This is a genomic window from Endozoicomonas sp. ISHI1, from assembly GCF_024606225.1.
In the GTDB taxonomy this organism is placed as follows: domain Bacteria; phylum Pseudomonadota; class Gammaproteobacteria; order Pseudomonadales; family Endozoicomonadaceae; genus Endozoicomonas_A.
This window is the reverse complement of record NZ_JAGRPU010000001.1, coordinates 60,134-83,012: the sequence shown is the minus strand read 5'-3', so window position 1 is coordinate 83,012 and position 22,879 is coordinate 60,134. Positions and strand designations below refer to the sequence as shown.

Annotated in this window: 19 protein-coding genes, 1 tRNA gene and 2 pseudogenes; 9 read left to right on the top strand and 13 right to left on the bottom strand. The window is 46.2% G+C overall.

Annotated elements, in window-relative coordinates:
• Positions 1 to 24: 24 nt before the first annotated feature.
• The 4 genes from KBW69_RS00335 to galU all read right to left on the bottom strand — a co-directional run bounded on the left by KBW69_RS00335 (position 25) and on the right by galU (position 6,474).
• Positions 25 to 2,874, bottom strand: a complete 2,850-nt coding sequence (locus tag KBW69_RS00335; RefSeq protein ID WP_257279503.1) for a hypothetical protein — start codon at positions 2,872 to 2,874, stop codon at positions 25 to 27.
• Positions 2,875 to 2,893: 19 nt separating this feature from the next.
• A complete protein-coding gene (locus tag KBW69_RS00330; protein WP_257279502.1) occupies positions 2,894 to 4,522 on the bottom strand; it encodes a hypothetical protein in 1,629 nt (542 codons plus the stop codon).
• A 229-nt stretch (positions 4,523 to 4,751) separates the two neighbouring features.
• On the bottom strand, positions 4,752 to 5,243 hold the full coding sequence (locus KBW69_RS00325; RefSeq protein ID WP_257279501.1) for a hypothetical protein: 492 nt from the start codon (positions 5,241 to 5,243) through the stop codon (positions 4,752 to 4,754).
• A 394-nt stretch (positions 5,244 to 5,637) separates the two neighbouring features.
• Positions 5,638 to 6,474, bottom strand: coding sequence for a UTP--glucose-1-phosphate uridylyltransferase GalU (galU, locus tag KBW69_RS00320; protein ID WP_257254824.1), 837 nt, complete (start codon positions 6,472 to 6,474; stop codon positions 5,638 to 5,640).
• A gap of 235 nt (positions 6,475 to 6,709) precedes the next feature.
• Here galU and KBW69_RS00315 point away from each other — a divergent pair, with 235 nt between their 5' ends.
• Positions 6,710 to 7,039, top strand: coding sequence for a MarR family winged helix-turn-helix transcriptional regulator (locus KBW69_RS00315; protein WP_034841414.1), 330 nt, complete (start codon positions 6,710 to 6,712; stop codon positions 7,037 to 7,039).
• Between the two features lie 203 nt (positions 7,040 to 7,242).
• Here the strand turns inward: KBW69_RS00315 and KBW69_RS00310 are convergent, their stop codons facing one another.
• Positions 7,243 to 7,545 (bottom strand): high-potential iron-sulfur protein, encoded by a 303-nt coding sequence (locus KBW69_RS00310; RefSeq protein WP_257254825.1) that lies wholly within the window; start codon positions 7,543 to 7,545, stop codon positions 7,243 to 7,245.
• A gap of 196 nt (positions 7,546 to 7,741) precedes the next feature.
• Between KBW69_RS00310 and KBW69_RS00305 the strand changes: the two genes are divergently transcribed.
• From KBW69_RS00305 to KBW69_RS00295, 3 genes are all read left to right on the top strand, one after another.
• Positions 7,742 to 8,827 carry a DNA-binding protein gene (locus KBW69_RS00305; RefSeq protein ID WP_257254826.1) on the top strand — a complete coding sequence of 362 codons (1,086 nt, stop codon included), beginning with the start codon at positions 7,742 to 7,744 and terminating at the stop codon, positions 8,825 to 8,827.
• Positions 8,824 to 9,942 carry a tyrosine-type recombinase/integrase gene (locus KBW69_RS00300; RefSeq protein WP_257254827.1) on the top strand — a complete coding sequence of 373 codons (1,119 nt, stop codon included), beginning with the start codon at positions 8,824 to 8,826 and terminating at the stop codon, positions 9,940 to 9,942. Before KBW69_RS00305 ends, KBW69_RS00300 begins: the two co-directional genes overlap by 4 nt.
• A gap of 67 nt (positions 9,943 to 10,009) precedes the next feature.
• Positions 10,010 to 11,032 carry a protein DA1 gene (locus KBW69_RS00295; RefSeq protein WP_257254828.1) on the top strand — a complete coding sequence of 341 codons (1,023 nt, stop codon included), beginning with the start codon at positions 10,010 to 10,012 and terminating at the stop codon, positions 11,030 to 11,032.
• A gap of 121 nt (positions 11,033 to 11,153) precedes the next feature.
• Here the strand turns inward: KBW69_RS00295 and KBW69_RS00290 are convergent.
• Positions 11,154 to 11,227 (bottom strand) — tRNA-Cys (locus KBW69_RS00290).
• A 136-nt stretch (positions 11,228 to 11,363) separates the two neighbouring features.
• Positions 11,364 to 11,570, bottom strand: a pseudogene (locus KBW69_RS23565) (transposase); the annotation flags it as partial.
• Between the two features lie 440 nt (positions 11,571 to 12,010).
• On the opposite strand from KBW69_RS23565, the gene KBW69_RS00285 reads away from it, so the two are divergent.
• Complete coding sequence (locus KBW69_RS00285; RefSeq protein WP_257279500.1) at positions 12,011 to 13,573, top strand: hypothetical protein; 1,563 nt, start codon at positions 12,011 to 12,013, stop codon at positions 13,571 to 13,573.
• Between the two features lie 67 nt (positions 13,574 to 13,640).
• A pseudogene (locus KBW69_RS00280) lies at positions 13,641 to 13,871 on the top strand (L-serine ammonia-lyase, iron-sulfur-dependent, subunit beta); the annotation flags it as partial.
• A gap of 47 nt (positions 13,872 to 13,918) precedes the next feature.
• Here KBW69_RS00280 and cyoD read toward each other — a convergent pair.
• Genes cyoD through KBW69_RS00260 form a run of 4 tightly spaced genes read right to left on the bottom strand, consistent with a single transcriptional unit; the run spans position 13,919 to position 17,762 of the window.
• The gene (gene cyoD / locus KBW69_RS00275; protein ID WP_257254830.1) at positions 13,919 to 14,221 is read right to left on the bottom strand and encodes a cytochrome o ubiquinol oxidase subunit IV; all 303 of its coding nucleotides are present in this window, start codon (positions 14,219 to 14,221) and stop codon (positions 13,919 to 13,921) included.
• Positions 14,222 to 14,230: 9 nt separating this feature from the next.
• Positions 14,231 to 14,833 (bottom strand): cytochrome o ubiquinol oxidase subunit III, encoded by a 603-nt coding sequence (gene cyoC, locus KBW69_RS00270; protein WP_257254831.1) that lies wholly within the window; start codon positions 14,831 to 14,833, stop codon positions 14,231 to 14,233.
• Positions 14,834 to 14,885: 52 nt separating this feature from the next.
• Positions 14,886 to 16,865 (bottom strand): cbb3-type cytochrome c oxidase subunit I, encoded by a 1,980-nt coding sequence (locus tag KBW69_RS00265; RefSeq protein WP_257254832.1) that lies wholly within the window; start codon positions 16,863 to 16,865, stop codon positions 14,886 to 14,888.
• A gap of 3 nt (positions 16,866 to 16,868) precedes the next feature.
• Positions 16,869 to 17,762: a COX aromatic rich motif-containing protein gene (locus KBW69_RS00260; RefSeq protein ID WP_257254833.1), complete on the bottom strand. Its 894-nt coding sequence runs from the start codon at positions 17,760 to 17,762 to the stop codon at positions 16,869 to 16,871.
• A 280-nt stretch (positions 17,763 to 18,042) separates the two neighbouring features.
• On the opposite strand from KBW69_RS00260, the gene KBW69_RS00255 reads away from it, so the two are divergent.
• The gene (locus tag KBW69_RS00255; RefSeq protein WP_257279499.1) at positions 18,043 to 18,453 is read left to right on the top strand and encodes a hypothetical protein; all 411 of its coding nucleotides are present in this window, start codon (positions 18,043 to 18,045) and stop codon (positions 18,451 to 18,453) included.
• 46 nt (positions 18,454 to 18,499) lie between these two features.
• Here KBW69_RS00255 and htpG read toward each other — a convergent pair whose 3' ends face one another.
• Together htpG and KBW69_RS00245 are read right to left on the bottom strand one after the other, a co-directional pair.
• Positions 18,500 to 20,410: a molecular chaperone HtpG gene (gene htpG / locus KBW69_RS00250; protein ID WP_257254879.1), complete on the bottom strand. Its 1,911-nt coding sequence runs from the start codon at positions 20,408 to 20,410 to the stop codon at positions 18,500 to 18,502.
• 169 nt (positions 20,411 to 20,579) lie between these two features.
• On the bottom strand, positions 20,580 to 21,293 hold the full coding sequence (locus KBW69_RS00245) for a DUF599 domain-containing protein (protein ID WP_257254835.1): 714 nt from the start codon (positions 21,291 to 21,293) through the stop codon (positions 20,580 to 20,582).
• Positions 21,294 to 21,613: 320 nt separating this feature from the next.
• Here KBW69_RS00245 and KBW69_RS00240 point away from each other — a divergent pair, with 320 nt between their 5' ends.
• Together KBW69_RS00240 and KBW69_RS00235 are read left to right on the top strand one after the other, a co-directional pair.
• The gene (locus tag KBW69_RS00240) at positions 21,614 to 22,012 is read left to right on the top strand and encodes a hypothetical protein (RefSeq protein ID WP_257254836.1); all 399 of its coding nucleotides are present in this window, start codon (positions 21,614 to 21,616) and stop codon (positions 22,010 to 22,012) included.
• A gap of 60 nt (positions 22,013 to 22,072) precedes the next feature.
• Positions 22,073 to 22,849 carry a class II glutamine amidotransferase gene (locus KBW69_RS00235; RefSeq protein WP_257254837.1) on the top strand — a complete coding sequence of 259 codons (777 nt, stop codon included), beginning with the start codon at positions 22,073 to 22,075 and terminating at the stop codon, positions 22,847 to 22,849.
• Positions 22,850 to 22,879 lie beyond the last annotated feature (30 nt).

Below are 22,879 nucleotides of genomic sequence, written 5' to 3'. Positions count from 1 at the left end.
GATAGATACAGATAGATCGCATATCTATACGCTTTCATGCTCGAAGAGCGCTGGGATTGCCTGTAGTCGCTGATCGAAGGGCATCTGTTCAATGGTTTGAGGCTCCCTATTTTCGATGGGCGACTCAGGGGGGGCAATGGCGGCATCATTCGTCGGCTCAAGTCGCCCTGCTCGAATACGCTCAAACGTGTTCTCCATGGTTGCCTGATGCGTCTCTTTTAAATGGGCCTGAAGCTCGCGCTTCTGGCCAAAATTAGTCCGGCAGGCAAGGCAGAATGTTTTATGGAGGTATAACCCCTTCACTTTCCTTTTATCCAGAGGAATGAAATTATTATCCTTTCCCGCTGCCAGATCATGGAGGTGATTATTAAATGATTCAATATTGTGATAGATCACCTGACATGGAATGGCCTTTAGTGATTTAGGTATAGCCAACTCCAGAGTGCCCGGTTTAAACAGTGACCTTATCTCTTGTGGTTTTTCCTTTAAATCGTTAACAGCAGCGATTGCCTGTTTCGGGTTTTTATCAAAGCAGTCAAGGATTTCAGTAATGCTTATTCGGGAGGAGGGGTTGTCAGCATAGCTTTTATAGAGTTGCCTCAGCACTTTATTATATTTTCGTTGCCCGGCAGGCTCTGCTGATCGTTGGTGACGCCGGTGAAATTTTTCTGGAGAATACACTTTTTTATGTATTACCTTGGTTATAAAATCGCGCTTGTGCCTATCGATCAAGGATTCTGAGTGGTGCTTTTTCTCACACAGGCTTCCATCCGTGAGTGTGTGCTCAAAACGAGGCATTTTAGCTGGACGGGAAAGGGGGCTTATATCACGATCAACAAGGAAATTTTCGCGTTTTCTCTTTTTCGGGTTTTGCGTCTGTACTGCGGGAATGGCTGTCTGATTATCTTCCGCCAACACAGGGGTTCCTTCTTTACAGAAATTTTCAGCATAATAAGCCTCAACGCTTTTAATAATTCTTTTTTTCAGGATGTAATCTTTTTGTTTGTTCTCTCTTCTGGCAATTCTCTGGTTCAACCCATCCGGGCATTCACAGAGATAACGGGTCGCTTCGCAGACGGTGCATTCTGAACAGCGGCAAGTGATAAATTTGCTTTGTTTTTCCTTCAGTTTTTCGTGTTCATGGGCCAGCATTCCCGAAGACTCGGTATCTTCCCAATCCTGCGTCAGCGATAAGTCAGCTAATAATTCTGGAATGGCAGTGCTCTCAGCGTAAGCTCGGCTCATTTTCCAGTATCGTTGCTCAGCAGTGGGTAATTCATCAAATGCCTCAAGCGTCTGGTTCAACTGCAAAGCCGTCACTTTAAAAGGAATAGGGACACCAATGTGTTGTTCAACGGCCAGTTTTTGCTCCTTAAGGTGACTCATGTATTGTTTGCGCGCTTGATAATAGGCCTCTCCATAGCTGATATTACCCTGATCATCCTTTCTTGCTGTAAATCCCTGTTCTTTGAACTGCTTTTTAATCAGGTCTGCTCTCTCTTTTTTAATCTGATTTGTTGTGGTTTGAATGGCCTCAGCAAACCGTTGTCTGGCTTTCAGTCGCCTTTGTTCTTGCTGGAATGCTTTGAATTCTTCTGTTCCTAAAAACAGTTTCTGATGGCTGGGATTGTTATAAAATTGAGAAAGTATTTCTTTTACTTCAGTAAGAGGGGGTAATGTTTTCCATTCAGCTACTTGAATTGGGTGCACCAACTGATTAGTGGTGCTGTCGAAATAGTCTCCACTGGCTAGTTCTTCATTGAGTGTTTTGTTCCTCCAGGTAACCTGTGATCTATAGCTCATCAGGTAATTATAAATGCTACCAAGGTAATGCAAGGTAATGGCAATCTCAGGGATGACCTCGGCCTCGACAGTTTTGCAGACCTGATCTTGCTTAGCTGGTTCCTGCCAGTGCGAATATAGGTGAGCCAGTTCATCGGCCTTGCTATTAAAAGCCCTGCTGGTCATCAACTGAAACGTCTCATGTTTATGGTCACTCCATAATGCTGGATTTGCGACCAGCAGAAAAGCAAAAGCGCCGATATCATAGGTCGATGAGATGCCTTTTTTCAGCTCTCTTTGAATGACATTTTCGAATTGTTCTTTTCGACTGGCACCTTCATACAGGATGGTATTGCCTGATATTTCCTTGGTGAAAGAAATCAGCAGATGACAGACTCTGTTCATGGTGCATGCATTGTCCGTTTTTAGAGCATCGAACCAGATGTCTTTGATAAGACGGAAAAATGCCAGATATCCTAACTCTGATGGTGCTTTTCTATAGCCTCGATAGTGGCTGGAGCAGACCTTTGTTGTAGAACCGAAGTTAAACTTCATGTCGCCTTTTACGACCAGTTCTGGCCAGTTTCTTTTAATATATTGAGCTTGCTCTTTGAGCTCTGGAGGCCAGCGGTCAACGATAGTTGCAATTTCCTGTCTATCGGGCCACAAGGATGCATAATGTTGGTCGAGTTCTCTAACTGCATCATCTTTTAATGATCCTACAAATTCTATTAGTGTCTGGGCCAGCCGAGCTTTACCCTGAACGCCAGGTGTCTGTTCAATGACTTCACTAAGCTGGTGAAAAAGAGGAAACCGGTTACTGCGCCAGCCTTCACCCAAAAAGTTGGATATGGCCTCATAGGTGGGGGAGATGTTTCTATCTTTAAGTGTTTTCTCTGCCGCACTAATTTCCCTTTGTGAAAATCCCCGGATCTTCAAATTCTGCAGTCCAAGTGGCTCTTTCGTGGTTTTTCGTGAGTGAAAAGTTCCGGTTGTTGGTGCAGCATTCTCCTCTGAGTCAGTTACACCTACTAACCAGAAACTTTCATTCAGGGCGTTTGCACCTGGATTTGACGTAGATGAAATATCCATTTAAATTTTTCTCCAATCTTTATTCAGGGCGATCGTTATCAGCGGACTGGCTTGGGTTGCTCTCACTGTCACCCGGAAGCTTGCCAATCATGTTTTGCTGCAGTTTTTCAGCCAATTCATATTTATGCATCAACTTCCACACTTTTACCTGAGCCTGGTCAAAGTCAAAATTGCCAGATGGCTCACATTGTGCGCTCTCATTGGCATCGGGTTCTTTATTTCTCAAGGCCAACAGCCGTGCTTCAGCCACACAGTACCGTCCCAGTGCCTGTTCACAAAGTCTCAGGGCCAGGTCAAGCTTGGGAATAGTTGAGGCTCCGAATTTATTTAGCGAGTCTATCGTTATCAACCTTAGTTTTTCCAGAATAAAGGAGGCTTGCATCTTTTTTTCATGGGTTTGCTCTTTAAGCGAACTTGCAAGCCCTATGAAAATGTTTTGGCATTCACTATCATTCAGCTGAAGCGGGTCTTCGCTCAAGAGTTCTCGGAATAATCCTTCCGCATGTCCAAAATTTTGTTTTTCTAGATCTATGAAAGCTTTACGCATTCTATCTTTAGCGATATTCGTGTTTTTCCTTGTTACGGGACACGATGTGAAATCTGCGCGATTGACTCCTCTCTTCACATAGATTTGCGCCAGTGAACTCTGTAACAAAACCCCTCGCGTAGGACAATTACAACGTAATTCATAGTTTTCTTTGAGAAAATCCATTGTCTCTTTTGACACGGAACCAAAGTTACACTCATGTTCGTCATCAATGCCAATAAGAAGAACAACTACTTTATTCAATGCTTCCGATTCAGTGTATTTTTTTACCAGAGGCAAGCTAATAGGATGCCCTGGCAGGTCAGGGAAACTCATAAATAATACTGAGTTCTTATCAAAAAACGAGGGAGTGATATCATCGCTCGTCAAATCTTTATCATTGACCTTAAGAAATGGAGAAAGATTTTTCTCTGCTACGCCATGATCTTCTTTACAGTAAAGACTTCGGGCAGGTGAATAGTCGTAAGGTCTTACAGTAAAGCCAGCCACGGCAAATAGCGCACTGTGATAACAAAAAGGCCCTGATCCTGCATCAATGATAACAGTGTCTTTTGGATCAAGATTTAAGTCGTCCTCAAGAAAACTGCGAACCTTATCAAACTCTGACGACAATAATGGAACATATGTTACGACGTCACCGGCTAAGCGATCTTTAGGCTTAACCATATACTTATGATAATTGATTAATCCAACTATTGAGTCTTCTGAAATATCGCAAATATCACGGCATTCAGTTGGTCTACTACTAACCTCAGACTTCTTGCCGGGATGAGCTTCTGCCTTAAAAATCCCTTGACAGTAAATAGGGACAATACTTTTTAAATCGGTAAAGTCCAGTTTTGGTTTGCGCTCAGCCGCTTCAAAAGCGTTTACACCAAAAGCAACTGCTCTGGAGGAAATTCCGGTCTCTTTTTGATCTTTTTGTCTTGCTGCAGGATCGGATGTGAAATCTGCCTGACTGACCCCAGATGGCCCACCTCTGAAAAGGCTGACGGTTTTGCCGTAGGCATTGCCTTGACTCATGGCAGTGTAATCTAAAGTGCTGGCTTCAACGCTGTTCGGTTTGGGACTTTGTCCCTGATATGGTGGTAATTGATCCATCGTTTTTTTCTCCATCTTTATTTGTCTTTATTCATGAACAAAGAACATGTGTCATATTGACCAGCAAATTTAACGAAAGTTCCACAACAAAGGGGTAGCAAAACAAGTGGGTTCTTTCGCCCTGATGATTCTGACGATGGAGTAGATGTACGTATCTACCACGCCTCAGTGGGCCAGGCCAGGCAGAGGAGGTGGGTTCTCAGTAAGACAGGACCGGCTCAGGCTGTCCTCATTGTCGCGATGTGCTTGCCATCATGTTCTGCTGCAGTTTTGCAGCCCTTTCACGTTTGTCCATCGACTTCCAGAGATCCACCAGAGCCGAGTCGATTTTAAAATCCCCACAGGGCTGGGTGAGCCTGTCCTCACTGGTATCAAGTTGCTTGTGACTCATTTTCAGCAGTATTTTTTCAGACCTTTCAAGTTTGCGCATCTCCAGCGCAGTCTTAACATGTTTCTCCTCAAACCATTGGTGAAACACCTTTAGAGAGGGCGTTTGGCTTACCGCAGCTTTCGAGTCTGCATTCGTTGAGGATGTTCCTGTTACGGTATCTGGTGCGAAATTTACGCGATTGACTTCAAATGCCTCATCACCGACAGTGCTGACAGGTCTACCGGAGAGATTGCCTGTACTCTCTGTAGCATCAACTGTAGCAGCACCTTTAGCAGTGTAAGCAGAGGCATTTTTTCTCTGATCACATGGGGTATTAGCTAATCGATCCATCGTTTTTCTCCAATTTTTACTCAGTACGAAGGTAAGTTACTTTCAAAGAGTGCTTGTAAATATCGACCAGTGAATTAAACGAAAGTTCCAAAAAAAAGAGTTGCAGAACTGACGGTTGAGCAGAAGAAGAGAATCTGGTGTCTTGAATATATCCAAGTACGAAACGCTTGACACTGAGCCATGGCAGACTTGATGGGACTGGTTACTAAGAAATGTCTGACGAACATTGCGGGGAAATCAGTTTTCGGCTGATATTAGTTATTTAACATAATATATATTATGCGAACTTATGATTATCAAAGAAACCGGCACTGCATGCCGGTGTCATTATCTGGAATTTCTCTTAACTCTCAGTCTTTGCCGATCTCAAAAGATGAACTTCCACTTCACCGATTTACCTGGACTCTGCCTTATAGACATTCTCAAAGCAGAAATTAGTCGCTTCTATGTAACCTTCAATACTGCCACAGTCAAAGCGAGTTCCCTTGAACTTATAGGCGAGAACCAGACCGGTCTTGCATTGTTCACGCAGAGCGTCTGTAATCTGGATTTCACCATTACTGCCAGGCGGAGTTTCTCTGATTATATCGAAGATGTCAGGCGTCAGAATATAGCGGCCAATAATGGCCATGTTACTGGGTGCTTCACCTTGAGCTGGTTTTTCAACCATATCTTCAACACGGTAAAGCCCGGGCTTGATCATTTCACCGCTGATGACCCCATACTTGCAAGCCTCGTCGACAGGCACTTCTTCAATGGCGACGATACTGCAACGGAATTGCTTGTAAAGTTTAACCATCTGGGACAGAACACCTGTTCCCTCAAGATTAATGCAAAGATCATCGGCTAAAACGACAGCAAACGGCTCATCTCCAATCAGGGTTTCTCCGGTCAGGATGGCATGACCCAGTCCTTTCATTTCACGCTGACGTGTATAGGAAAACGTACATTCGTCCATCAAGCCTCGAATACCCGAAAGGGTTTCTTCCTTGGCTGTTCCCTGAATCTGGTGTTCCAGTTCATAATTAATATCGAAATGGTCGTCTAGAGCCCGTTTACCACGGCCTGTAACGATGCAAATCTCATGCAGACCACTTTGTAAGGCTTCGTCAACGCCATACTCAATCAGGGGTTTATTGACGATGGGCATCATTTCCTTAGGCATAGACTTGGTCGCAGGCAGGAAGCGCGTACCGTAACCAGCGGCAGGAAAAAGGCATTTCTTGATCATGGGTTAACAGTGCCCTTGGTTGTTTCAAAGCATAACAGCCACGTTATCTTTGTATTAAAATAGACGACCTGACTCTTAAAATTTGCCAGATCAGTATAAAACTGTCTAATATTTGTTCTGGTACCTCTGTTGTTGCACCCGTTGTGCAGTATTGCTTTAGAGGCCGAAGAAAAAGAAGTATACGACGCCTTAAGCTCACAGCGTACCCATAACCTAACTTAAAGGTAGATTAATAATGACACTTAAAGGTCTGATTAAACTTACCCACCTACTTCAGGAATACCCACTAACTATTATCCAGTGGCAAATCTTACTGGTAGTGGCTGAAAATCCCGGTGAAACTATAACTGACCTGGTGAATGCTGAAAAGCTGACCTGCGGCACGCCCAGTGATATCGCTGTCAGTGTGAAGCGTCTGGGTGAAGGTCGTCACGACCGTCCTGGTCTGGGTCTTATTAAAAAAGCTCAACATGAGGACGATGGACGTTATTTCAAGCTGACCTTAACCCCCAAAGGTAAAAAGCTGGTCGAGAAAATAAAATCAAAAGCGCGCTATATTAAATGACGCTTCCTTTTGGGCTCAGGAATGCTGCTGATGGGTGTTTTAACTAGTACGATATTCCAGCTTGAGCCCTCAATTCTGTATGCCTTACGCCCGTTTTTTGTTGGTTCCACCAGATGGATCTTTAGTACCTGCTTAATTCATGACTCTCCCGAGCTTCTCTTAAGCAGGCCCTAATCATCAAAGCGTATACCCAGTCAGTCTGATCAGTTGGGTTTTGCCGCCCAGGCTGCGCACCAGCCACCCTCTTCTACTCTGCGACCGGCAAACAGTGTACAGCCATTATTCTTAGCGGACTCAAAGAACATACAGTTTTTACAGACATCCCCTTCCTTATATTTTGGATTACCCTTGGCCTCAGAAGCCTTCTTTACGTAGTTAAGTGCTTTAGCCTGTGGCTCGTCTTCCTGAACTTCGTCTGTAGGGGCTGGTGCTGCAGCAGTGTCGATTACAACTAAAGGGATTAAGCCGCAAACCAGTCCCAGTTGGATAAACTTTCTTCTATCCATTTTTAGTCCTCATCGTGTGTCGTTTGACAGAATTCTTTTGTACGCAATCCAATTCAAAGCAGATCTTTTTCTTTCTCTAAAAAACTATTTCTTACTACCGGTAAGTTCAGTTACCGGTAGTAATTAAAAAACTTTAATACCATTAATACCAGTATTATAATACTGGTATTAATGGTTCAGAAACGGGTATGAAATCATGGATAACAAGGCCAACGGCGAGAATCAGAAGGATATTCAGCGTAGAGAGCTTGTTTTCAGAGTTCTGGACGACCTCAAAACCAGAGGCGAACGTATTAATGCCGATAAGCTGGCCCGAATTGCCAAAATGGGGAAACAGACGGTGTTGCCCTATTACAATGAATGGCGCTTTCTGGATGATGCCCAGAAAGAGGTCGATGATGAGCTCCCTGCTGATTTGGTGCGTGTGCTAAAACGCTCACTCATCCAATGGAAACATGATGCAACCGCCTCGCAACGTGATTTTGAAGATCAGGCCAACCAGGAAATTGATGAACTACAACAAGTAGTACAGAAGCTGACTGAGGAAGGAATGAATCTAAAACAGCAGTTGGAGCAGTTGACGGATGAAAATAAGGTGTTACGAGAAAGTGGAGAGAGGCTAAATCAACAACAGTCTGAGCATGAGAAAAGCATCATTCAGTTGAAGGAACAGCTAAACACAGAGATCGAAAAAAATAAGAAGCATGAGGCAGTGATTGCTTCCAGCAAAGAAGAACATACCCAAGCCCTCGCCTCTTTGGAGACAAAGCTTGACAGCCAGTACCAGGCACAAATCAATCACTGGATCAAAACCGTCGACAATGAGCGTCGACTAAGAGCCAATGTTGAATCAAAGCTTGTGAAACAAAAAGAGTCCGGGCTGACTGCCGAAAAGGCGCATAATGAAATCCAATATCGATTGGAAGCCAAGTCCAAAGCTCATCTCGAAGCCTGCGAAGAAAGGAATCATTACAAGGCCATCGTCAAAGAATCAAAGCCACTGCTTCAAGTTATCAAGGAAATAACATTGCTTCTGAACCTCCCTGCCGAGGCCCTTTCCAGCGCAGTGCGGCAGCTATTAGATGCAGAACATAAGGCCCGGCATGATCAGGATGCTATTAAAGAGTGCAGGAAGCAGCAAGCAGCCCTTGAGCTCAAAAACCTGTCATTACAGAAAGAGCTTGATTCAACAAGAACACTGGAGCATGAAGTTGCACGGCTCAAGGGCTATAACGATGCCCTAAAACTCACCATTGAACAAAACAAAGAAAATAAGTCATGAACTTACCTGCTCTTTCAGAACTTCTGAATCTTCCCGGGAGTGACCATCAGTACAACCCATCATCGTTAAGTACTGATATGACAGGCGCTGTCAATGACAGTGAAATTCTTACTCTGTTTTTGAACAAATCCGCAGCTCGTTCTAACGAGACACTCAGACGCTACGAGAGAGAAATCCTGCGTTTCAGCGCCTGGTTATATCAAGATATTGGGGCGAGCTATAAGGAAGTTCGTCTAAAGCATCTTCAGATGTATCTTCATCATATACAAAATCTGCCGGATCGCTGGTTAGAGCAAGGTGTTCTCCCCGGGCAACCCGAAAGAATACTCTTTAAAGCGTCTATCAAACCCGGAAAAAGCACCGATCAGGTGATTGATGTACTCTCATCTTTCTTTTCTTTCCTGGAGAAAAATCGATACACGCTGGGCAATCCCGCTGTTTCTTTGATTCGTTCCGGAGAAAAGCTGGCCCGAGGTACTTCTACTATCCGCTTCTTCCATGAAGAAGAATGGCAACACTTGCTGAATTGCCTCGAGCTACAAACGCAAAGTGAGCACGTATCCAAATCAGAGTCAGCAAGAACACGTTATATCATCATGCTGGGCTACAGCCTCGGGCTTCGAGAGTCTGAAATGACCGAACACAGCTGTAATGATATTCATCCAGGTATTGAGGGAGGCTACTTTCTCAGCATCCTGGGGAAAGGTCGAAAGCGCCGTCAGCTACCACTAAACAATAAGCTCATTGAAGAGATCAGGGCATTCAGACATAGTGTTCAGTGTGAAGGTCTGTCAGGGGACAATTTCCCATTGGCCCCAAGGACGCGCAGAATTCAGGGCAAAATAGGCGGACTTTCCTCCAGAGGTCTGCGTTTCTGGTGGCAAAGTTTTATGGATTTCTGCGCCTCTGAATCAGACAACAGCCAGCAGGCAACCCGATTTAAAGTTATGCCTTTCCATGCTCTGCGACATACTGCACTGACACACCTTGCCCGTCACATGAAGATAGAGGATCTGGCCATTTTTGCGGGCCATGACTCCATCAACACCACCAGCCAGTACTATCACACCGAGGCCAAGAGATTGAAACAAATGACGGAAACTCATTTTCTCTGAATCACCAACAGCCTTAATCCGCTCCTGCTAAAGTTATTGAGAGAGCATCACATGGCCAGGGAAGGACATGAATTTCTGTAAGAGCTGCCGAAAGCCAATCCATGGAAATGGCCTGGAAGCCTTGGGCAGTCACTGGCACCTGCACTGTTTTAATTGTCGAACCTGCAAAAAGCCTCTGCTAAACAAATCATTTGTTGGCTTTAATGGCCGACCTTTCCATCCACGCTGCCTGAAATGCCCCGGATGCCGAAAAACCATCAACGACAGATACATAGAAAACGATGGTATGCCCTGGCATCCGGACTGCTACCAAAAACAGAATAACCCGCTCTGTGCCGTCTGTCGCAAGCCCCTCCATGAATATTATTTAATGGATTTTTGGGGTAATACCTTTTGCGACACACACCAGGACTACACCACTTGCTCAAGTTGCAGTCGGATAGTGTGCAAAAACATCACCGATGGCGGAATGTCCTTCCCGGATGGACTGGTGATTTGCAACCTCTGCAATCTACGCGGCGTAGTCAACCAGGAACAGGGAGACAGAATCATGGAGCAGATGCGCTCTGCCCTATCTTCTGTAGGATTGAATCTACATCAATCCAATACCCCACTAACACTCTGTGGCCGTGATGAACTTCGGGAAGCCAGCCGACATAACTTTCATAATGAAAGGCCGATACTGGGACTAACCCGATGGAGTACCTCTACAACACCCAATGGCCAGGTGATCGCCAGAGAGTTCAACGATATTCTGATTCAAAAGCATTTGCCGGAGGAACATTTTCGAACCGTAGCCATCCATGAGTTAACCCACGCCTGGCTCTTCTATAACAACTATCGTGACCTGCCACTGGAAGTCGAAGAAGGCATGTGTGTCATGATGGAGTACATCTGGTTGAAAAATCAGGCCACAAAAGATGCAGAATTCCGGAGAATAGCCATAGAAACAAGTGACGACCCTATCTACGGTCTCGGTTTTCAGAAAGCCAGAGCCTCCCTGAAATTAATGCCCTTGAAAACCCTGTTGCAATTTATCAAGGAACGGCGAGAGTTTCCTACCCGTTGGTCTGCCTTCTTCTATCACTGAATGGCTGCGCAATTCTTGTTAAACTTATCGAAAGGTTAAAAAAGAAATAGATAATAGTCATACATACTAAGATGGCATGCATTGTTCGGGAGTGATTAGTAAAGCGATATTTTAGAGAGAATGGAGGCGAGTACCGGAGTCGAACCGGTCTAAATGGAGTTGCAGTCCACTGCATAACCGCTTTGCTAACTCGCCTCTACAGATTTAATTTCAGATAAAAGCCTTTAAAACCAATAACTTCCGAAATATGACGTTATTTTATGGGAGAACACACCAAATGACAATGCTTTTTTAAACCCCTGCCTGAAAAGATCAAATTCAGTGAAGCCATTTACCAGACTTGCCCCCACTCTACTGACATAAGGTAATGAGGTTCAGGCATTGTCCTTCTTTGCTTGAATACCTTTTTAGCCCCCGGGTGTAGTTTGATTTCCCTTAAGGCATCTTTATAGTTATCCACCGCAAAGCGAATTATTCTTCGCCTGTTCATTTTGTTCACTGTGCACTGATCTTTTAACGGGCAACTTTTGCAGGGAGCTCCCCCGTAAACCCAGCGAGCCCCGGGGGCTGATTATTCGCACTTTCATATCAAGCTTTGTCTCGAAATTGTCCCCTACAGAGGTCGGGACCATATCAAGGATGTATAGAGGGGTTTTTATCTTTGCAGGGCTTGGCCAGGGAACGCTGTTCACTCTTTTTGTACTTCTTGCTGTTTATACTATTCTTGGAGCTGGTCATGCGCCATTGCAGAAGTTTGAAGACAGCATCCGGGAGACCGACCAAGAATAGACTGCTCTGCTGCGGCGACATCAGATTGGTCTAAAAATCCCTCCTAGTTCAGCAAGTTGATCCACGATTCACCTTAACAAGTCGGAATTTTATGCTCAATTTTCTGCCATTCTCGCTACGGGGTCGTCCAATCGGGGGAACCGTTCAGCCTTCCCGATCTCCTATCGCACTTTCCCGGGAGTCGTGTATATGATCAAGCGGCAGCATTATCTGACCAGGTTGATGGCTCCTATACTCCTGTTACAGGCATTGAACATACGGGCTCAGGCTACGACTCAATCCCCAACCACGAACCCCTTTCCAACGGTTTCCTGCCAGTCTCTTACAAAGCAAACGCCGGGAGTTGAGCAGCAGTTAAAACAATACAGCCACCTTGTTCGCAATCGACAGTGCGTTGTTCTCACTCCCAACCCGGATGATGATTTGGACCAGAAGATAAAACAGATTCCTGAGAACACCGTTATACTCTTCTCGTCCGGTACTGTCCAGGCAGTGACACCTTCTCCATCAGCTTCTCCCGTGACGGAAAAAATCCAGGTTAAGTACTTTATTAGAAGAGAAATAGTGTTGAAGGATGGTCAGGATCTTCTTGGCGCTGCTGATGACGGTTTTGAAATCGTTATCATGCTTCACCCAACTTATAATAAAAAATATATGGTCAGGGCTGGAGCCACTGACAACTTCCATTTTAGAAAAACAAAAGACAGCCATATAAGACACATTACTTTCCTGCCAACTGGAACCGGAAATCGCAGGCCAGTTGACACTATTTTATTCGCAGAGTGTTTTAATCGGAGACTGATTTTAGAAAACAACGAGTTCAATCTTCCTAACCAGGCGGCAGTTGACCTTGATTGCAAAGAACCTCTGGATGCGTCGGCTCATCCAATGCGCCCGGGTCCGGGCCTGCGGTTCATCAATAACACGGCCATAGGTACTACTATCAACACGCCGACCAGCGAATACATTCCCGATGAGGTGATAAATATTAACCTTCCTGCCATCAGGAACCAGTCAAAGAGGATTGCTGTTATTGGGAACACTTTCCGGGGCAAAATGGCAAAAGCGGGTGAATTTATGCTTGGGCCCGGAACCAGTATGGATATCTTCAGAAACACGGTCTACATTGCCAGCTCCACATTACTCGGCGCTATTGCCCAACAGGGAGGTTTCGTTTTTATAGGACATAAAGATATTAATGCAGAACTTTCTCGTTATAATCTGGCAGGCAATGAGATCTGGGTAAAAGGAACAGCTATAACCGTCTTTACCCCCCTTAAACTGGCCCTGGCTTGCAATCACCTGCAGGCCGTCATTCCGTGGCAACAATTTAAACAAGAATTCAGTCTGAAAGCCATTCATCCATGGCCACAGGCAGCAGTTGAATGCACAAAATTGATGGGTTCATCCGTTGTCATGCCAAACCTGAATCCAACCGTATTAACAGCAACACCTACCCTCTATACAACCGGTCAGGTCGCGAATATCTGGAGTGCCATCAATGGCTCAACAGCCACTGCCTGTAGTGGACTGGTCAATCTGGAAGGTCTTTTATTCTTTGACTCTGAAGTCTGCTCGTCACTCATTGCAGAGTACGCTCAAGTTGACAAGACGGATTCCAGTTTCATTATGAATTCCAGTACCATTTCGACTTCCAGTACCACCAAGGTTCCCACTTCATCTGCGGGCAAAGCCATAAAGATTACTGGTTTAGGTGTCATAATCACCCTGACTCTATTGTTGCTTCTATAACCTGAATCAGGATAGGACACAGTTTCACTGCAACTATTCTTTTGATCGTTCTCCCGAAATGGCCAACCTCTTGGACTGGGTTACCCTGTTTGCCATGTCCGTCAATGAAGAAAATGCCTGTGGAGGCCGGGTTGTCACTGCACCTAATAATGGTGCAGCCGGTGTTATCCCGGCGGTACTCGCTTATTACACTCGATTCATCTCCCGCAATAATACCCGGGGCATCCGCGACTTTGTTGCTACTGCGGCAGCCATTGGCTCACTGATCAAAATGAATGCTTCTATTTCTGGCGCAGAGGCAGCCTGACGGCAGAAGTAGTAAAACGACTTCTGCCCTCTTTTCACTCACATCATTCTGAAGTTCAGATCAAACAGTATCCATACGGTTCCACCCACCATGATGAATATCAGAACTCCAGCAAAAAAAAGGGCTGTCAGATAGTCCTTGCCCGTATTTTTAAGGCTTATGTTCAAAAAAAAGCGTAAGTGGACCATCACCTGAATCAGAGCACAAATGGCGATAATGGCAAACAGTATTCTTGCCCGGAAAGCCGAAGACCAGACGACCCAGAAAGGAATGGCCGTCAGAATAATCGCCAGAACCAACCCTTTGAGATAGTCCTTCAGGCTATGCTCATGTGCTTGCACGATTGCCTCCTATATGAACACCGGCAGGTAGACCACAGAAAAAATCCCGATCCAGACAATATCCAGGAAGTGCCAGAACAAACCAAGGCGAAACAATCTGGAGCAGACCTGAGGCGTCAGCCCTTTCATGAAGACCTGTAGAGTCATCGTCAGGATACCGATCATGCCAATACTCACATGAATACCATGGGTAGCAACCAGCGTGAAAAATGACGACAAGTAACCACTGGCTTGAGGGCCTGCTCCCTCTTGAATCATTTCTAAAAACTCAACGACTTCGAGAAAGACAAAAGCAACACCAAAAACGATGGTGATGATTAACCATAGTATCACTGATGGTCGTTTTTTATTCATAGCAGCCAACCAGGCAAAACCAAACGTTACACTGGAGATCAACAGACAGGCGGTTTCAAAAAAAACATGTTTGAGATCAAAAAGATGAATGGGTTCAGGACCATTGGCAGTATTTCTGAACATACTGACATAGGTTGCAAACAACAGAGCAAAGATAATCGCATCTGTCATCAGATAGAGCCAGAATCCGAATTCCCGGTTATCAAGGCAGTCTTCACGGTGTTCAGACATAACTTGTCGGAGCATATCCTGATTCATGAGGCTTTCCTTTGGCTTAAGGCTTTCCTCTGGCTGAGGGCTCTTCGTACAATCACAATTTGCCCTGAGACATCAATTGGGCTTTACGTTGACTCTCGATGGCCATGATAGCTTCTGATGTGATGATCTCCTCGCCATAATCATTACAGCTTCTGACGATCAGTGTTGCGATAACACCGATCATGGCGAGAATAGCGAGCCACCATATATACCAGACGAAAGCAAATCCTACTAAAAACCCGAACAGACCAATCAAAACGCCTGCTCCGGTATTAGCGGGCATTATGATGGGTTTGTATTGATCAGGAAAATGATAGGCTTCCCCCTTATTTTTCATCTCCCAAAAGGCATCAACGTTGCTAACGTCTGGAATCACAGCAAAGTTGTAGGGTGCTGCAGGTGAGGAGGTGGCCCACTCAAGGGTTCTCCCATCCCATGGGTCGCCGGTCAGATCCCGGTTTTCGTTACGGTCTCTGATACTGACATAAAACTGCATAAAGACACTGAAAAGGCCAAGCAAGACAAAACATGCGCCGGTAAAGGCCACCAGCAAGAAAGGTTGCCAATCAGGATGAGTATATTGCTCAAGCCTTCTTGGCATACCCAATAACCCAAGGGCATAGAGCGGCATAAAGGCGAGGTAAAAACCGATAAACCAGCAGTAAAACACCACCTTGCCCCAGAACTCATTAAGCTTGAATCCAAAGGCCTTTGGGAACCAGAACTGAGTGCCGGCAAAGTAGCCAAACAAGGCACCGGGTATCAGCATGTTATGAAAATGCGCCACCAAAAAGGTGCTGTTGTGCATCAGGTAGTCTACCGGAGGTATGGCCAGCAATACTCCGGTAATACCTCCTATTACAAAGGTAATAATAAAACCGATGGTAAACAGCATGGCAGGATGAAAAACAATCCGCCCCCTTACCATGGTGAACAGCCAATCAAATATTTTAACACCAGTGGGAACGGCAATAATCATCGTTGCAATACCAAATATGGCATTGACGTTTGGACTGGAGCCCATGGTGAAGAAGTGGTGCAACCATACCGTGAACGACAACAGTCCAATAGCCATGGTGGCGTAGACCAAAGAGCGGTAGCCAAACAGCCTTTTCTTGGAAAATACCGCCGTTACTTCAGAATAAACACCAAACGCTGGCAGAATCAGAATATAGACTTCAGGGTGTCCCCAGATCCAGATGAGGTTGGCAAAGTTCATCATATTGCCACCCAGCTCATTGGTAAAAAAGTGCATCCCTAACGTCCGGTCCAGCCCAAGCAGAGCCGCCACCACCGTCAGCGCAGGAAAAGCAAATGCCATCAGGATACTGGTGCAAAAGGCGGTCCAGACAAACAACGGCATTTGCATCAGTTCCATGCCGGGAGCCCGACATTTCAAAATGGTCGTTATGAAATTGATGCCGGTCATGGTGCTGCCCACACCACTGACCAGCAGTGCCCAGATCCAGTAATCCACCCCAACACCCGGACTGAAGCCAATGCCTGAATAAGGCGGATACCCAGTCCAACCCGCCGTTGAGAATTTGCCCAGTACCAAAGAAATCCCCACCAGTCCGGCCCCTGCAGCAGTCAGCCACAAACTGACTGAATTCATAAAGGGAAAGGCCACATCTCTGGCACCCAGCTGCTGGGGAACGACGACATTAATCAGGCCGGTAAGAAATGGCATAGCCATAAAAAAGATCATGATGGTGCCATGAGTTGTAAAAATCTGCTCAAAATGCTCTGGCGGTAAATACCCTTCATTGTTGAGAGCAATAGCTTGCTGGGTTCGCATCATGATGGCTTCAATAACACCCCGGACAAGCATAACCAGCGACAGCAGAATGTACATAATGCCGATCCGCTTATGATCAACACTGGTCAGCCATTCTTCCCATAAGTAGCGCCATTTGCCAGCCCAAGTCACGATCAGAGCCGTCAAAAGCACAGCCATCACGGTAACAAGAGCACCTCCCACAGCGATCCAGCTGTAGAGTGGCAGTGCGTCAATGGTCAGTCTACCCAACATGGTTTACTCCAGACTTCTGGGCTTTTGCAGGGGCAAGGCACCACTGGCTCCGGTGTATTTAGCAATGATTTGACGGAACAACTCCGGTTCAACCCAGGAGTAATATTCCACCGGGTGTTTTCTCTCAGGTTTGAGCAGCTTCTGATAACTGATCGAATCCAGTCGTTTATTGGCTTTTTTGACCTTATCGAGCCATTGCGAAAAGTCGCCTTCAGACAGTGATTGGACCTCAAACACCATATGGGGAAAGCCACGACCGCTGAACTGGGTATTTCTTCCAGAAAAACGACCTGGTTCGTAGGCCCTGAGATTCAGGTAGGTAGTCATTCCGGCCATGGCATAAATCTGACCACCCAAGGCTGGAATTATAAACGACGTCATGACGGTGTCTGATGTAATTTCAATATTCAGCGGCCTCTCACTGGGAAAAGCCAGCTCATTGACTACCGCTACCTGCTGATCCGGGTAGATAAAAAGCCACTTCCAGTTCTGTGCTATAGCCTGAACCCTGAACGCTTTTTCACCAGTGACCAGAGGCTTGTAGGGGTCGAGTCGGTAAGTGTATATGACAACAAGAATACTGATCGCAACGACAATGACCAGCGGACCGGCCCAAATAAACACTTCTACAAAAATGGACTTGTGCCAATCTGGCTGATAGGCCCCCTTACCCTTGGCTCGATAACGCCAGCATGACCAGAAAGTAATCAGGTAAACGGGCAGCAAAGTAAATAGCATGATGGCTGTGGCCAAGAGCAACAAATCCCGTTCAGTTTCTGAAACCGGCCCTTTTGGATAAAGAATGGGAGAAGACTGCATACTGCAGCCCGACAACACAAGAAGTGCTAACAGAATCGCCAGCCATTCTGACAATAAAACATTACGACAGGATTTCATGAATGAATGCCACTGTCACAGGGGAACTGACCAGAAAAACCTGTATCAGACTCAATACAGCGTAGATCAAAACTCGGAAAGATGAACTGAACTTGAAGTAATTTAGCGAAGTCAGCCTTAATACTTACGACTATAACCGTATATTTTAGCTGGGTTATCTAAATGTTTAACCGGCATAATGATAACCAACTGGTTATCTGAACTAACGGAACAGCATCAAAACAGCGTTAAACAGCTCTATAATCAAATAGGAATTAAAACGAACAGGGAGGTATCGTTTATGAAAGTAGAAGGTCAACCCACCGGAAGGCTGCATCCTGAGACTAACAACTTTCAACAACCCGTCAGAGGGCATTTCCAAAGTCGTAATGTTGAACTGATGCCGAGCCTGGGCAGCCTGCTTTATCAACTAGCTGAGTTTTTTGAGGACGTAGCCATGGAGTTCAAGCCCGTCAGCGACTACCTTTGTCAGGTGCTCACGCTTAAGAACTTCATGAGATCCGCCAGCGATCTCAGGTACGAGGCAAATCAGGCCAGCATTGATTTTAAACGGAAGAAAACGGACTCAAGATCTGAGCGCGTTAAATTGACGGTGAGAAAAGAGGTGAATGAGCTGAAGCACGGCTTGAAAAACGGCTTGTTGGATATCAGAGAGGAGTTAAAGGCAGCATTGAAAAAACTGACCAAGTAACAGTCAGGAGCCGGAACTTACATAAAGTTCCGGCTCCAACACTGTCTTAGCCCGCCATTTCCAGCAGCAGCTTGTTCAAACGCTGAACGTAGCTGGCCGGATCATCCAGCTGGCCGCCCGCAGCCAGGTTAGCCTGATCGAAGACCACACGACACAGGTCAGTAAAACGATCTTCATCAGCTTCCTGATCAAGACGGCTAATCAGAGGATGCTCCGGATTGATTTCAAAGATAGGCTTGGATTCAGGCATGGCCTGACCAGCAGCTTCCATGATCTTTCGCATCTGGGCGCCCATATCATGCTCACCCACGACGAGACAGGCGGGTGAATCCGTCAGACGGTGCGTTACACGCACTTCTTCAACCTGATCCACCAGAGCATCCTTGATACGCTTAAGCAGGTCTTCCTTCTCTTTGGCGCTTTCTTCCAGGGCTTTCTTGTCGCCTTCGTCGTCCAGCTGACCCAGATCCAGATCACCACGGGCAATGTCAGCAAACTGTTTGCTATCAAACTCGTTCAGGTGGGACATCAGCCACTCATCTACACGATCGCTCAACAACAGAACTTCGATCCCCTTCTTCCTGAAGACTTCAAGGTGAGGACTGTTAGCTGCAGCATTGTGGGTTTCGGCAGTAATGTAGTAGATCTTGTCCTGACCTTCCTTCATCCGGGAAACGTAACCTTCCAGCGACTGATCCTGCTCTACACCCTTGCTCTCAGTGGACGCAAAACGCAGCAGTTTGGCAACTTTCTCACGGTTAGCGAAGTCTTCAGCAGGACCTTCTTTCAGAACCTGGCCAAACTCTTTCCAAAACTCTGCATACTGCTCTTCTTCTTTTTTGGCCATTTTTTCCAGCATGTCCAGAACACGCTTGGTCAATGCCCCTTTCATACTGTCTACAGCCGGGTCTTTCTGAAGGATTTCACGGGATACGTTCAAAGACAGATCATTAGAATCCACCACACCCTTGATAAAGCGCAGGTACATGGGCAGGAACTCATCAGCCTGATCCATGATGAAAACGCGCTGAACGTAGAGTTTCAGCCCTTTCTGCATGTCACGGTTATACAGATCGAAGGGGGCCTTGGCAGGAATGAACAGCAGGCTGTTGTATTCCAGCTTGCCTTCAACACGGTTATGACTCCACTTCATGGGATCAGCAAAGTCATGGCTGATATGTTTGTAGAACTCTTTGTACTCGTCTTCAGAAATATCGGAACGGGAACGGGTCCACAGGGCCTTGGCAGTATTCACCGTTTCCCACTCAGGCGCCTGGTCTTCCTGCTTTTCTTCTTCTGAAGACATATCCTGCTTGACCATCAGAATCGGCATGGAGATATGGTCAGAATACTTGCGGATAATGTTGCGCAGACGCCAGCCGTCGGCAAATTCTTCAGCATCCTCTTTCAGGTGCAGGATGATGGAGGTACCACGCTTCTCCTTGCTGATGCCTTCAACGGTGAATTCACCAGAACCATCAGATACCCAACGAACGGCTTCTTTAGCAGATGCATCGGCCTTGCGGGTTTCTACAGTCACCTTATCCGCAACAATAAAAGCAGAGTAGAAACCGACACCGAACTGACCAATCAGCTGTGAGTCTTTCTTTTGGTCACCGGTCAGTTGTTTCAGGAAATCAGCGGTGCCGGACTTGGCAATGGTGCCCAGGTGAGCAATGACATCTTCACGGTTCATACCAATGCCGTTGTCAGCAATGGTGATGGTCTTGTCTTCCTGGTCAAAATCCACACGGATATCCAGGTTAGGATCGCTCTCCAGTAAGCCATCGTTATGCAATGCTTCAAAGCGCAGTTTATCAGCAGCATCTGAAGCGTTGGAGACCAACTCCCGTAAAAAGATTTCGCGGTTGGAATACAGGGAGTGGATCATGAGGTGAAGAAGTTGCTTGACCTCGGTTTGGAAACCCAGTGTTTCTTTTTTAGCTTCGACAGTCATTTGACCCTCTACATTGTTTTCTGGCAGAGGCCAGCGTTCAGAACAGTTATTCTGAGCGCTCAGCCTGATCATAAATTACTTTGAAATTAATGTGGGGACAGGTTTTTTGATTTCAAGACAGAATTATGGATTTTTTTGAATATTAATCTAAGTCCCTGCTCCTTTTCGTTTACGACTCCTTTTCGTTGACGGACAGCGCATCGAGCACTTTGGAATGGAACTCCCTACGATAGAGAATGACCACCACCATAACCGTACTGATAACAAAAAGAGACGGGTGAATAAACCAGGACAGTGTGGCCAAAGAGAAATAGTAGGCACGCAAACCATAGTTAAAGTGGTTGGCCGCCAGCGTCATAATAAAACCCGCCTTGTCCGCAAATACTTTCTGTTCCGTTTTATTACCACTGATATCCTGCATCAGGGGAGCACTCCCCATGAGAACACAAGTAAAGTTGTATAGTCTGAGACTCCATGTGAACTCGAAAAAGGTGTATACGAATATAATCAGCATCACCAATACCTTGAGTTCCCATAGCTCACGGGTATTGGTCGACACAAAAGGCATACTCGACAGAACACCTACAGCTTCTTCTGATGCTGCAATGCCGGTGACCAGACCCGCCATGACCAGAATACTGGTGGAAGCAAAGAAGCTGACAGATGCCCGAAGACTCGCGAGAAGACTCGCATCGGCTATTCGATTATCCCTGCCAAGCAATCGGTACATCCAGTCCCTTCTGTAGAGTGCCAGCACGCTGGCCAGGCAGGACGTCGCTTGTCCTTTGCGATAGGCAAAAACGGTATACCCTACCCAGAGTAAAATCAGCGAGAGGAGAGCCAGCCAGTCAAACCAGGAGGCAATCCCAGATAGATTGACCATAGTGTCCATCCTGTTGGGTTATTGTTGTCATTCGATAAGACAGTTTGTCTAATGCATCCCGATGGTCATGACAGCGAAATCAACACCAGCCTCTGGCCCGGAAAAGATCAAAATGCCGAAAACATATGTTAAAGTGGCCTCAACTTGAGACTCTATGACTGCTTCGGGCTCAGCGTTCACTGGTTAACACCAGCATTAATATAGACTAATGTTTCAGTTTTATCGGCCGGCACCTCAGGATCGACCACCTGAATTTTTCTTATCGGCTTTTTTCATTCCAGCTTGGGCTTTACCCGGTGCCATCGCCAATAGGAGAAAGGATGACAAGTTCACAATTTATACTAGGCTGGGCAGCCTACCTGGCAGGTGCAACGGGTTGTCTGGTGTCCCTGATTATGATTACGGGAAGACTGCCGGTCCGCTTCAGGCGTTTATTATGTTTAACAACCGCCGTCCTGCTTTATACACCCTGGTGGTTAACCAGAGGTTCCGATCTGCTTTCTCCTGCACTGTTGACGATGGTATACGATGGCATGACCCACGGCTTTGAAACCATGACCAGAGCAGGACTGATCACTGCGATCACCGCTGGGTCGGCGGCTCTGGTTGCCATTATTCTGCCGGTAAAAAAAACAGGTAAAGACAAGAAAACAAATGAACAAGCACCAGAGCCTTCTGGCAACCGGAAACAATCCAAAAGGCAGGAACCCACCTGTTGATCAAATTTCGTGCCCCCTGGGACGGAAAGTGCGAAGAAACAATAAGAACGGACCGTTGAAATGTGTGAACTGCTGGGCATGAGTGCCAATACACCAACCGATATCTGCTTCAGTTTCAGTGGTTTGATGCAGAGAGGTGGACGCACCGGTCCCCACAGTGATGGCTGGGGTATCGTCTTTTATGAGGGAGCGGGGGTCCGTGAATTTCGAGACCCCCATCCCAGCTGTAAGTCAGAAATTGCCAGGCTGGTCAGGAATTATCCGATCAAGAGCGATATTGTGATCAGCCATATCCGTCAGGCGAATGCCGGACGGGTTGCTCTGGAAAACACCCACCCTTTTACCCGGGAGTTCTGGGGACGAAACTGGACCTTTGCTCATAATGGCCAGCTTAAAGGCATCAAGAAAAAACCGCTTTGCTATTACCGTCCCGTAGGCACCACTGACAGCGAATATGCCTTTTGTTGGCTAATGTGCAAGCTCAGGGAACGCTTTCCCAGCCCCCCTGCCCGGGCTGCAACACTGCATCGCTATATCCACAAGCTGGCACTGGAACTAAGAGAGCTGGGAGTGTTCAATATGTTGTTAACGGATTCAAAACACCTTTATTGTTTCTGCTCAACCAAACTAAGCTGGATCACCCGGAAGGCGCCTTTTGAAAAAGCGACTTTGAAGGATGATACGTTGAGTGTTGATTTTAAGCAGGTGACAACAAAAAACGATGTTGTCACCGTAGTCGCCACCGAACCCCTGACCACCAACGAGAACTGGAACATTATGAAATCCGGAGAGTTCATTGCGTTCCGGAAAGGCCAGGTTCATTACCACCATGAGTGAATCAATGACCCGGATCTCCCCATCACGGAT